Genomic DNA, 12,603 nt, shown 5'->3' with positions numbered 1-12,603 from the left:
AAGAAAACATTTTATAACATCAAAAAAAATAGATACTTGGTAAGTAATAAGTTCGCAAATTATCAGCCAGAAGAATTAACGATTAAAAACAAACATGGCCTTTTCGAACAAGATTTTTATTTTAAGTGGAGTATTCGCTATGAAGAATAATCACCATGATCTATTTGCCGCTTTTACACTCCCCAACGGCGCAACGCTGAAAAACCGGGTACTGATGGCACCCATGACCACCTGTAGTGGGTTTTATGATGGGAGCGTGACCAAAGAGCTGGTGGAATATTATCAGGCCAGGGCAGGCAGCATCGGTACCGTGATTGTGGAATGCTGTTTTATTGATGACAAAGGGTTGGCCTTTCCCGGTGCGATAGGAATCGACAACGACGACAAAATTGCCGGGCTGGCCAAAATTGCGACGGCGATTAAAGAAAAAGGTTCGACGGCGATCCTGCAAATTTATCACGGCGGCCGGATGGTCGAACCGCGTTTTATCGGTGGCGCGACGCCCGTTGCCCCGAGTGCTATTGCCGCGCCGCGCACGGGGGCTATCGTTCCGGTCGCGCTGTCGGGCGACGAAGTTGACGCCATGATCGGCAAGTTTGGCGATGCCGTTCATCGCGCCATTCAGGCGGGTTTCGATGGCGTGGAAATTCATGGCGCGAATACCTACCTGATCCAACAATTCTATTCTCCTCACTCTAATCAACGCTCAGATAAATGGGGCGGCAGCCGTGATAAACGCGCGGCATTTCCGCTGGCGGTGTTGGATATCGTTCATGAGGTCGCAGATAAATACGCCGATCCTTCGTTCATCATCGGCTATCGTTTCTCGCCGGAAGAGATCGAAGAGCCGGGCATTCATTTTGATGATTCTCTCTATCTGCTGGAAAAATTAGCGGCACGCGGGCTGGATTACGTTCATTTCTCTATGGGAAATATTCTGCGCTCGTCCATTATCGAAACAAACGCTCCGACGCCGCTGATTAAAAAATATGTTGCCCGCCGTTCTGCGACATTAGCGGCGATTCCGGTTATTGGCGTAGGGGATATTGTCAATCAGGCAGACGCCGATGCGGCGCTGGAAAATGGTTATGACCTGATTGCCGTCGGTAGAGCCTGTATTGCTTATCCAGACTGGACAGATCGCATTGCCGAGCAGGAAAAACTCGATCTTTATATTGCCAGCGATAAGCGTGAAGCATTAACGATTCCTGAACCGCTGTGGCGCTTTTCATTAGTTGAAGCCATGATCCGGGACGTGAATTTAACCGGTAAAAAATTTAAATCCGGGGTTTATCAGGAACGCGTTCAGGATGAATGTGGCGAGCTGCGAATTCATGTTCATTTTGATCAGAATCGGGTCGCCGATATCGCGCTGGAGAATAGCGAGATTGATGATTCACTGAAAATCAGTTTTGAGATTATCCGCGAGCGCATTCTGGATACCAATAGTCCCCACGTTGATGCCGTAACGGGCGCAACAGCGCAGAGTGAAGCCATTAAAAAAGCCGTTACCAAGGCGATGGTGAAATCGAGCAAAGACGCCATTATTGCCGATGGCGGTAACCCAGACGCGCGTCGCGAAGCGGACGTGGTGGTGATTGGCAGCGGCGGCGCGGGGCTGGCGGCGGCGATTCAGGCCAGCGAAGAGGGCGCGCGCGTTATCGTCATTGAAAAGATGCCAGTCATCGGCGGCAATACCATCAAGGCCTCTGCCGGTATGAACGCGGCGGGAACCGTCTTCCAGCAAAATAAAGGTATCGAAGATAGCCAGGCGCTGTTCTATGACGAAACGCTGAAAAGCGGCAAACAGAAGAACAATCCTGCGCTGGTACAATACTTCGTCGATCATGCGTCTGATGCGATTAACTGGCTGGCGCAGCACGATATTGAACTGAGCGACATCACCACGACGGGCGGCATGAGCGTTGACAGAACGCATCGGCCTGCCAACGGCGCAGCGGTGGGCGGCTATCTGGTCAGCGGGCTGATTAAGAACCTCAATAAATACAATATTGAGGTGCTGCTGGAAACGTCGGTAACTGAAATTGTGCAGGAGAAGGGCAAGGTTAGTGCCGTCAGAGTCGTCAATGATGATCAGGAAGAGAGCCTGATTGCGACAAAAGCGGTGATTGTTGCCACGGGCGGTTTTAGTGCCAATCAGGCGATGGTGGAGTCATACCGCCCAGACCTGAAAGGCTTCGTCACTACCAACCACAAAGGTGCCACGGGTGGCGGTATTCGCCTGCTGGAACAGATCGGCGCGGATACGGTGGACATGGGGGAAATTCAGACCCATCCGACGGTTGAGCAGACAACTTCTTATCTGATCTCCGAATCTATTCGCGGCGGCGGAGCTATTCTGGTGTCGCAGCGTGGAGAACGCTTCTTTAATGAAATGGAGACGCGGGATAACGTCTCGTCCGCCATCGTCAACCTGCCGGAAGAGTACGCGTACATCCTGTTCGACGAGCAGGTCAGAAACCGCAATCGGGCAGTCGAAGAATATGTCGCACAAGGGCTGACCGTCAGTGCGAGCAGCGTCGCGGAACTGGCCGACATGTTGGATATGCCACCAGCTGCGCTGCACGCCACGCTCGAACGTTACAATACCTTTATCGCCAGTAAACACGATGAAGACTTTGGCCGAACCACGGGGATGCGCGATCCGCTGAATCAGGCACCTTACTACGCGATTAAGGTGGCACCGGGCGTGCATCATACGATGGGGGGCGTCACCATCAACGAGAAAGCGGAAGTGCTGAACCGCTATAAAGAGACGATCTCCGGGGCTTATGCCGCCGGGGAGGTGGTTGGCGGGATCCACGGGGCAAACCGCATTGGCGGCAACGCCGTAGCGGATATCATTATCTTCGGGATTCAGGCGGGGATTCAGGCAGCGGCCTATGCGCGGGCACCGCGTCGTTCTGATGCATTTCCGACGAAAGCGCGTAAGCCAAAGTTTGCGAAAACTAGGTCAAAAACCACGGCGAAAACGGCTGAAAATCAACCGATGCTGGTAGCCGAGTAAGTGATAGAACCGTAGTGCTAATGGCGGGCGTCTCAAAGGACGCTCGCTGTTTTCCGACCGTTTCCTCTCTGTACCGCCATTCGATCATGGGAGTCACCGTATGCCTTCTGTCGATAACGCTTACGTCTATTCCGTTCACCTGATGGGCAGCCCCATTCTGCTCAAACTGTTTGTCCATGATGAAATCGCCGTCAGGCAGGTTTTCCAGTGCATCAAGCAGCTCGAAGACCTGCTAACTGTCAATCGGGCACAGTCGGAAGTGATGAGCATCAACCATGCGGCGGGGGAAGAATACGTTTCGGTCAGCCCAGTTGTCTTTGAGCTGATTAAACGCGCTAAAGCGGTGAGCCTGATTGAAAACAGCGGCTTTAACGTCGCGATTGGCCCCGTCGTGAAACTATGGAAAATCGGTTTTAGCGGCAGCACGGTGCCTGACCATGATTCGGTACAACGGGCGCTGGCATTAACGCACCCCGAGCGCATTATTCTCAGAGAGCAGGACTGCGCCGTGATGCTAGAAAGCGCGGGAATGGAGATCGATCTGGGCGCGATTGCGAAAGGCTATATCGCCGATATCGTCCGAGACGTCCTGCATCAACATGCAATTCAGGATGCGCTGATCAATCTGGGGGGAAACGTGCTGGCTATCGGCAGCGCGCTGACGGATGAACAAGGGCTATGGAGCGTCGGGTTGCAGAAGCCTTTCGCGGATCGCGATAGCCTGTTGGGCATTATTAAGGTGAAGAACAAATCCGTGGTGACATCCGGCGTCTATGAACGTTTTTTTACCGTGGACGACCGTATTTATCATCATATTATCGATCCCCGGACGGGGTATCCGCTGGATAATGAATTGCACAGCGTAACGGTTATCTCGAACGACTCTCTCGACGGCGATATCTACACCACGCTGCTCTATGGTATGGGCGTCAGCGCCGGAATTCACTTTCTACAAAACCAGCCGGATATCGAAGCGATATTTGTGACAAAAGCACGAGAGATTATCTTTTCTTCTCAGCGACATTATGTGTTTGAGTTGCTGGATGATAGTTATTTGGCGACGATATTGTAGTCATCATTATTTAAAAAATAAATAAATGGATGACCAATAAAAATCGGTCATCCATTTTTATAATGTTATTACTGGTGATGTGGTTTTAATTTTTTACAGTGATGGTTGGATCCCATTGGAAATAACCGTAGAGTTCTTGATTTCCGCCATGTGGACGATAATACAAGGCGAATTGTACCTGATACTTCTCTGTCCCTAATTGACTGATTGTTACCTGAGCGTACCAGTGTTTTTGTTCAGTGAACGTAACAGGAAGCGGTGAAGCATTATTGGTTTCCCGAGGTTCTGCCTCTAAACGTCCGCTATTAACAAATTCAACGCCAGTAAAAACCGTGTCGCCTCCATATCGCGGTAGCCCATAAATCAAAACACTTGAGTCTGAATTGGCAGATTCTGAAAGGCCTGTCCAGCGAATAACATCATCACGATTTGCTTTAATGTTGAGATCGCCAGTACCTTCGTCTGATACGACATTCTGGTTAGGTGCAACCATATAGGAATACTGATGACCAATTGGCGTTGGGTGAGCTTGGTCCTTGCTGGCAGCACTGAATGAAAAGTCGTTCATAACACGATCTGTGTCGATAATAACAATAACGTTAATGACATTATTGGTTGAATTCAACTCATTACTATTACTCATGGAACGTCCTTATTTTAATAATATACGCAATGGGAATTGCTTATCAGGCGATTTAATTTGGTTGAGGAAGGAAATAAATTCACTCAGTTTTTATAATATTTATTTTACTTTGTTTTTACAAGTGCGAGTTAATTTTATTATTGAAAATAATTAACTAGCAATGAAATAAATTATTAAATGAATAGTTTTAAATTTCTTGATTTATTATTCAATCATTTCAATTGAAATGATTATATTAAATTTAACTGATGAAATTGAGCTTGCCATCAATAACTTGAGTGACAGGAGATTTTTCTTGAACAACAATTCAGGAAGATAAGAGGGGAATTATGCACGTTGTAGGTGAAAATTAGCCTATCCGAGATAGGCTACTTTTGATGACTTATTTCAGTTCCAGCTCGTTCATTGCAGCGATGCTGAAGCCGCCGTCAACGTGCAGGACTTCACCGGAGATACCGGCTGCCAGATCGGAACACAGGAACGCAGCAGAGTTGCCCACGTCTTCAATGGTAACGACACGACGGATTGGCGTAACGGCTTCACAATGCGACAGCATTTTCTTGAAGTCTTTGATGCCGGATGCAGCCAGTGTACGAATCGGGCCCGCAGAGATGGCGTTGACGCGCACGCCCTGAGCACCCATGGCGTTCGCCATGTAACGTACGTTTGCTTCCAGAGATGCTTTTGCCAGACCCATTACGTTGTAGTTAGGGATGGCACGCTCAGCACCCAGGTAGGACAGGGTAACCAGCGCAGAGTTCGGGTTCAGCATCTTACGGCAGGCTTTCGCCATCGCGACGAAGCTGTAAGAGCTGATATCGTGAGAAATGCTGAAACCTTCACGGGTAACGGCATCAACGTAGTCACCGTCCAGTTGGTCGCCCGGTGCGTAAGCAATGGAGTGCACGAAGCCATCAAAGTTCGGCCATACGTTAGCCAGTTCGGTAAACAGTGCTTCGATGCTGGCATCTTCAGCGACATCACACGGCAGAACGATGCTGGAACCCAGTTCGCTGGCAAAGCCTTCAACGCGTGATTTCAATTTGTCGTTCTGATACGTGAAGGCCAGTTCGGCACCTTCGCGCTGCATTGCTTGTGCAATACCGTAGGCAATAGAACGGTTGCTGGCAACACCTGTTACCAGAATGCGCTTACCGGTAAGAAAACCCATAGCAGTAATCCTTGTGATCATTGTTGCTGCGATCGCCACCTCTGTACCCGTAAACATACGTGGCAAGTGACGACCGAGATGAATAAACCGCGCAATTCTACCATGTTGGGGACGGTAGGGGTACTCCGAGCAGTATCCGCCTTTTTCCACAGCCCTGTGGCTGTCGCGCGGATGCCGCCGTGATGCGCGGTGATTAACGTTGTGCGCCGTCGCGTCGCCAGGCGTCGGCGCTGAGCGCTTCGCCGAAGTGGCTGGCAATCAAACGTTTCGTCAGGTCATGGAGCGGGGCGGACAACACATCGGCGGTACTGCCGCGTTCGACCACTTCGCCAGCCTGCATCACCAGAATCTGGTCGCTGATATGTTTCATCATGCCCAGATGCTGCGTCACATAAATATAAGAGATACCGTGCTTTTCCTGTAACTCCAGCATCAGGTTGATAATCTGTGACCGCATAGACATATCCAGTGACGCCAGCGCTTCATCGGCGACAATCACTTTCGGTTGCAGGATTAGCGCACGAGCCAGACCGACGCGCTGTTTTTGCCCCGGCGCGAGCGCATGCGGATAGTAATAGGCGTGATCGGGACGTAGCCCAACCTGATGCAGCGCCTGATTAATCGCTCTTTCACGCGCTTCGGCGCTGAGATCGGTATTCAGCCGCAGCGGGACATCCAGCAGTTGCCCGATGCGCTGACGCGGATTGAGCGCATTGCTCGCATCCTGAAAGATCATGCGGATGCGCTGGCTGCGGTAGCGGTAATCGCCGTAGTGCAGTGGATGATCGTCGATAACCAGCTCGCCGGACGTCGGCGCGATCATGCCCGACAGCATTTTAGCCAGCGTTGATTTCCCCGATCCGTTCTCGCCGATGATGGCGAGCGTTTGCCGTTCACGCAGCGTAAAGCTGACGGATTTCACCGCCTCAACATGCTGACGACGGAACAGCCCGGTCCGATAGCGGAACGTCTTGGTCAGGTTGCGGGCTTCAAGCAGCATCTCAACCATCACGGTTCCTCCATGTTGAGCGGGAAGTGGCAGGCATATAAGTGGTTCTTAACGGAAAGCAGCGGCGGCGTTTGCATACACTGTTTTTGTGAATACGGGCAGCGCGGGCCGAGCCGGCAGCCAATCGGCAGGTGCTCTAACGACGGAATCGCCCCGTTCAGAGTGTTCAGTCGGCTTTTGTGCGGCAGAGAACGACCGAAATCGGGCATTGCGCGAATCAGCGCCTGCGTATAAGGATGGTGCGGCGCGGTGATCAAATCTTCACAGGTGGCGCTTTCCACCGTTTGCCCGCAATAGAGCACGTTGATCCGGTCGGCCCATTTGCTCATGGTTTGCAGGTCATGGCTGATGAGTAGAATCGTGGTGTTATTGTTCTGGTTCAGGCGCGACAGCAGGCGGAAAATCTGCGCCTGCGTGGTGGATTCCATCGCGTTGGTCGGCTCATCGGCAATCAGCAGGCGCGGCTGGTTCGCCAGCGCGATGGCAATCATCACTTTCTGGCACTCACCGTCACTTAGCTCATAGGGATAGCTGCCCATGATGTCTTTATGATCTTTAATCCCGACGCGGTGCAGCAGTTCAATCGCGCGACGTTTGCGCCAGTTAAACCGCTGCCACCAGCGGCCTTTGTACGTCCAGCCGGGAATTGCCTGCACCAGCTGACGACCGACACTTTCGGAGGGATCGAGACAGGATTGCGGCTCTTGGAAAATCATGGAGACGTTATGGCCGACCAGCTTACGCCGCTCGCGCGACGACAGTTGCAGCAGGTCGATGTCATCGAAGCGGAAGCGATCGGCGGTCACGCGCCAGTTCTCTTTGGTGATCCCGCAGATAGCTTTAGCGATCAGGCTTTTACCGGAGCCGGATTCGCCCACCAGCCCGCGAATTTCCCCTTCGCTCAGCGTCATACTGACGCGGTCGACGGCTTTTACCGCGCCGTCGGCGGTCAGAAATTCAATCGTCAGGTTACGGATATCAAGTAATGGCATAGGGAGTCGTCGCCTCTTATTCCGTTTCCGCGACGAGCGCACGGCGGATGCCGTCGCCCAGCAGGTTGACGATTAACACGCTCAATGCGATAGCCGCGCCTGGCAGCATCACGGTCCACGGTGCGGCGTAAACCAGTTCCAGCGAGTTGCCAAGCAGGGCGCCCCATTCGGTCGTCGGCAGCTGCGCGCCCAAATCGAGAAAGCCCAGCGCGGCGATATCCAGAATGGCAATCGACAGCGCGCGGGTAAATTCGGAGACCAGCAGCGCGGCGATGTTTGGCAGCACGACGTACCACACCAGATAAAACGTGGAAGCGCCGTCGAGACGAGCGGCGATCACGTACTCTTTATCCATTTCATCGTGCACGGCGTTGTAGATAGTACGTACCATGCGCGGTAACAGCGCCAGCCAAACGGCGAGCATCGCGTGTTCGAGCTTGGGACCGATAAAGGCGATCACCACAATCGCCAGCAGCAGCGACGGAATGGACAGCAGCGTATCCAGAATATGGTTGAGCATCGCAGAGCGCAGTCCGCGCGTGACGCCCGCAAAGACGCCCAGTACGATGCCGCACAGCGCCGCCGCGTAGGTGACGATGAGCGAGGCACCGACGGTCGGCGCTGCACCGCTCAGCAAGCGGCTTAGCTGGTCGCGACCTAAATCGTCGGTGCCGAGAAAGAACGAGACTTCACCGTAGTGCGACCAGGAAGGGGGCAGCAGTTGGTAGCCCAAAAATTGCTGGTCAACTTCATAAGGTGCGAGAAATTTGCCGAACAGGCACAGGCCGATCAGGATCAGAAAGCCGTATAGCCCGATCATCGCCAGCATGTCCTGATGGAATGCCCGCCAGGTATCGCCTAGTCGGTTAGGCAGCCGCTTTTCGCTATAAACGTTATCGTAGGGCATACCATTCCTTGTGTTTCAACGGATTTGCCATGGCGCCCCAAATATCGGACAGGATGTTGACCGTGATGACCATTGCGCCGACCACCATCACGCCCGCAGAAATGGCAGCGAAGTCCTGCTGACGAATGGCGTTCACCAGCCAGCGACCGATACCCGGCCAGTTAAAGACCACTTCGGTAATCATCGTCAGCGTCAGCATCGTGGAAAATTGTAATCCCAGTTTGGGAATAATCGGCGGCAGCGCGTTGTGAATCAGGTGGCGGCGAATGATCGTAAAACGCGACAGTCCGCGAGTCGCTGCCGCTTTTATGTAGTTTTTGCTGATAATTTCCGTGGTGCTGACGCGCATCAGGCGGATCACTTCGGTGGTCGGCCCGACGGCCAGCACGGTAATCGGTAAAATTAGGTGGCGGATGGCGCTGACGATCATTTCACCGCGATGGGGTGAATCTGACAGCCACGCATCAATCAGCGCAAATCCGGTGACGGTTTTCACCTGATAGAGCAGGTCGAAACGGCCTGAAACCGGCAGCCAGCCGAGATGCAGCGAGAAGAATAGCGTCAGCAGTAGCGCCAGCCAGAATACCGGCAGGGAAAAGCCGATGAGCGCTAGCGTGCTGATCACAATGTCCGCGCCGCGGTTCTGCATCACGCCAGCGGTAATCCCCAGTGGAATACCGACCAGCAGCGAAAGCGCAAATGCCAAGAGACAGAGCTCAATTGTGGCCGGGAACACTTCTTTCAGCAGCTCGCTGATGGCCTGCCCGTTAATGCTGGAGCGCCCGAAATCTCCCTGAAGCAGGCTGGTGAGGTAAAAGTGGTAGGCATCAAACAGCGCTGCGCCGTTGAGTGGAGCGTTGGGCGTGTAGTAACTGAGGCTAAAGCCAACCAGCGTCAGCAGTGACAAGGTCACTATCAATAACACCAGACGTCGCAAGGTAAAGATAATCACGGCTGTGCTTCCTCCACGGTTTCCGGTGCAGAAGGCTTCTGCTGCGCCTGTTGATCCTCGCGGAAGACGCCCGCGAACGAGGCATTGCCGAAGGGACTCAATACCAGCCCTTTCATGTCATAGCGGTAGGCCAGCAGTCGTAATGAAGACGCCAGCGGCAAAACGGGTAACTGTTCCGCCAGAATGCGCTGTGCCTGCTGATAATAGTCAATCCGCTTAGAAAGCTGTTGTGACGAGAGCGCGTTTTGCAGCACTTCATCAAAAGTGGGATCGCACCAATGTGCGTAGTTGCTCTGAGAGCGAATCGCCGCGCAGCTTAACAGCGGTCGGAAAAAGCTGTCCGGGTCGTTACTGTCCGTCGCCCAGCCTGCCAGCGTTAAATCGTGGCTAAGCTCCATCAGCCGCGCTTCCTGAAAACGGCCTTCCACCGGAACGATGGTCACGGTGACGCCAATTTGCGCCAGATCGGCCTGTATCAGCTCTGCCGTTTTCAACGGGCTGGGGTTGTAGGACTGTGACGCGCTGGGCACCCACAGGCGCAGGTTCAGGTTCGTCAGCCCAAGTTCCTGCAAGATTTGTCGCGCTTTCTGCGGGTTATATTCCGTAATCTGCGATTCATTGTCGTACGCCCACGACGCGCGGGGCAGAATAGACGCCGCCGTTTCTGCTGTGCCGTAATAGATCGACTGCATCAGCCTGTCGTTATTGATCGCCAGCGCGATGGCTTCCCGCACGCGGCGGTCGTCCAACGGCGGTTTACGCACGTTGAAGGCCAGATAGGCGACGTTCATACCGGGACGCAGCGAGAGGCGCAGACGCGGATCGTTACGCAGAATCGTCAACTGGCTGGCTGCTGGATAGGCGAGGACATCACATTCACCGGTCAGCAGCTTGGATAAGCGACCCGTCCCGCCGGAGCCGAGATCGACAACCACCTGCCGCATGCGTGGCAGGCCGCGCCAATAATCGCCGTTGCGCGTCAGTCGGATATATTGCCCGTTGCGGTATTCATCGAGCAGATAAGGGCCGGTGCCGACCGGTTCGCGATCCAACAGCTCCTTTTTGTCCTCTTTCGCCAGACGCTGCGCGTATTCCGCGGACAGAATCGGCGCGTAGTGCGTGGCCAGATGCCAGAGAAAAGAGGCGTCCGGGCTGTTTAGCCGGATCTCAATGCTGTATTCGCCTAGCTTGCGGATGCTTTGCACCGAATCGGCGAATTGCAGGCTGTCGAAATAGGGATATTCACCGCCGTTGACATCATGATACGGATGTTTTTCGTCCAGCATGCGCTGGAAGCTGAATATCACGTCGTCGGCGTTCATATTGCGGGTTGGGTTGAACCAGGCGGTGTGCTGAAATGGCACATCGCGGCGCAGGTAGAAACGGTATGTCGAACCGTTGTCCAAGACTTCCCAGCGCTGAGCCAGCTCTGGCATCAGACGATAGGTGTAAGGATCGACATCCAGCAGGCGATCGTAAAGCTGCGCCGCCAGCGTATCAATCGTGACGCCGCTGCGCGCCATCTGCGGGTTAAACGTGTTCAGGACATCATTGACGCAATAGACAAAACCGCTCTGGCGAATATTTTCCAGCGGAGCAGGCGGCGTTAGCACGGACGATGGGGCGGCCAGTGCAGGCAAAGCCAGCCAGGTGAGTGCCAGTGCGAAACAGGTTTTTCCGAACATACGGGATTTTTCAGTCAAGACGGTTATATACAGAGTGTATCGCACTCTTGGCATCCTCCCCACTCTTGTTATGCGCGTCTGGCGACTTTCCAACCGTTTGAGCCACCAGACGAATGATTGAAAACGTCATAATGAATGCTATAGTTAAGTCATAATGACGAGGAAATAACTATGAATGCAGAAATCAGTCTTAAAGTTGAAAACTTTGCTCGTGAAGCCGAGTTGCCTGATGGTGTTTTCCATGACCCGTTGATGTTCGTTAATGTTGTACGCGGTGGGATTTCCGGCGCGATGCTGAAACGCGGTGCGGATGCCAGTGGGCTAAGCCGCAAGCTGATTGGCTCGGCGCTGTCCGTCGACCCGTCTAATATCTCTCGTTTATTCCGCCGTAAGCATTTAACGCTGGAGCAGGGGGAGGCCGCGCTGGAGACGTTCCGCCTGTGGCTGAAAGCCATGACGACGTTTGAAGATGAAGCGAAGGCGCAGCTGTGGATGGAGAGCGGCATTCCGGCCTTTGGCGGGAAAACGCCGGCGGAAATGCTGGATACGCACAAAGGACGCCAACTGGTTGATAACGCGCTGAATCGTATTGAATACGGCGAATTTATATGAGGCTTTACCGCATTACTAAAGCGGTCTGGCTGGAGGCGTTTTCAGGACAAACGGGCGTAAGTTTCCAGCACGGTGCGCGTTTCAATCAGCCCAACACGCCGGTGCTATATTTCAGTGAAACGCCCGCCGTCGCGATGCTGGAAATGGGGAATTATCTTCCTTCACCGCAATTGCTGCCCGCCAGCTATCGTTTGGGCGTGTATGAACTGCCGGACGATGTCCCACAAGAATCCATTACGCTGGACATGCTGCCTGAAGACTGGCATCGCTATCCCTTTATGCCGGACGTGCAGGCACTGGGATCGCGCTGCCTGAATTCCGGGCAATCGCTGGTAATTTGGGTACCGACCAGCGCGGTTAAGCCATTTGGCAGCATGCGTAATGCGTTGATTAATCCGCTACATCCCGCGTTAAGCCAGCTACGCCTGATTGAGGCGATCCCGGATTTCTACAGTCATCGGCTGTTTAACCCGATAGGGCACTAAACCTGTAATCGACGGCGATGAGGCTGGCAGGAACCCTATAGTCAGTA

Annotated in this window: 11 protein-coding genes; 4 read left to right on the top strand and 7 right to left on the bottom strand. The window is 53.3% G+C overall.

What is annotated here, in order from left to right; translation table 11 throughout:
- Positions 1-139 precede the first annotated feature (139 nt).
- Positions 140-3,028, top strand: coding sequence for a flavocytochrome c (locus tag HP572_RS10095; RefSeq protein WP_240585528.1), 2,889 nt, complete (start codon positions 140-142; stop codon positions 3,026-3,028).
- Between the two features lie 100 nt (positions 3,029-3,128).
- Positions 3,129-4,100: an FAD:protein FMN transferase gene (locus tag HP572_RS10090; protein ID WP_240585527.1), complete on the top strand. Its 972-nt coding sequence runs from the start codon at positions 3,129-3,131 to the stop codon at positions 4,098-4,100.
- Positions 4,101-4,185: 85 nt separating this feature from the next.
- On the opposite strand, the gene HP572_RS10085 is transcribed toward HP572_RS10090, so the two are convergent.
- From HP572_RS10085 to sapA, 7 genes are all read right to left on the bottom strand, one after another.
- Positions 4,186-4,743, bottom strand: a complete 558-nt coding sequence (locus tag HP572_RS10085) for an inclusion body family protein (RefSeq protein WP_240585526.1) — start codon at positions 4,741-4,743, stop codon at positions 4,186-4,188.
- A 382-nt stretch (positions 4,744-5,125) separates the two neighbouring features.
- Entirely contained in the window at positions 5,126-5,914 is a 789-nt protein-coding gene (gene fabI / locus HP572_RS10080; protein WP_039509647.1) for an enoyl-ACP reductase FabI, read from the bottom strand.
- 193 nt (positions 5,915-6,107) lie between these two features.
- A complete protein-coding gene (sapF, locus tag HP572_RS10075) occupies positions 6,108-6,923 on the bottom strand; it encodes a putrescine export ABC transporter ATP-binding protein SapF (RefSeq protein WP_010276730.1) in 816 nt (271 codons plus the stop codon).
- The gene (gene sapD, locus HP572_RS10070; RefSeq protein ID WP_095994748.1) at positions 6,923-7,915 is read right to left on the bottom strand and encodes a putrescine export ABC transporter ATP-binding protein SapD; all 993 of its coding nucleotides are present in this window, start codon (positions 7,913-7,915) and stop codon (positions 6,923-6,925) included. The genes sapF and sapD overlap by 1 nt, the downstream gene beginning before the upstream one ends.
- Positions 7,916-7,931: 16 nt before the next feature.
- Positions 7,932-8,822 carry a putrescine export ABC transporter permease SapC gene (gene sapC / locus HP572_RS10065; RefSeq protein WP_240585525.1) on the bottom strand — a complete coding sequence of 297 codons (891 nt, stop codon included), beginning with the start codon at positions 8,820-8,822 and terminating at the stop codon, positions 7,932-7,934.
- Positions 8,809-9,774, bottom strand: a complete 966-nt coding sequence (gene sapB, locus HP572_RS10060) for a putrescine export ABC transporter permease SapB (RefSeq protein ID WP_014915699.1) — start codon at positions 9,772-9,774, stop codon at positions 8,809-8,811. Before sapB ends, sapC begins: the two co-directional genes overlap by 14 nt.
- A complete protein-coding gene (gene sapA / locus HP572_RS10055; protein ID WP_240585524.1) occupies positions 9,771-11,459 on the bottom strand; it encodes an ABC transporter substrate-binding protein SapA in 1,689 nt (562 codons plus the stop codon). The genes sapB and sapA overlap by 4 nt, the downstream gene beginning before the upstream one ends.
- A gap of 171 nt (positions 11,460-11,630) precedes the next feature.
- Between sapA and HP572_RS10050 the strand changes: the two genes are divergently transcribed.
- Together HP572_RS10050 and HP572_RS10045 are read left to right on the top strand one after the other, a co-directional pair.
- Positions 11,631-12,071 carry an antitoxin Xre/MbcA/ParS toxin-binding domain-containing protein gene (locus tag HP572_RS10050; RefSeq protein WP_010276743.1) on the top strand — a complete coding sequence of 147 codons (441 nt, stop codon included), beginning with the start codon at positions 11,631-11,633 and terminating at the stop codon, positions 12,069-12,071.
- A complete protein-coding gene (locus tag HP572_RS10045; RefSeq protein WP_240585523.1) occupies positions 12,068-12,556 on the top strand; it encodes an RES family NAD+ phosphorylase in 489 nt (162 codons plus the stop codon). The genes HP572_RS10050 and HP572_RS10045 overlap by 4 nt, the downstream gene beginning before the upstream one ends.
- Positions 12,557-12,603: the final 47 nt, after the last annotated feature.

The organism is Pectobacterium sp. PL64 (assembly GCF_022477975.1).
Lineage (GTDB): Bacteria > Pseudomonadota > Gammaproteobacteria > Enterobacterales > Enterobacteriaceae > Pectobacterium > Pectobacterium jejuense.
The sequence above is the reverse complement of the archived record's forward strand: the minus strand, read 5'-3'. Positions and strand labels throughout refer to the sequence as shown.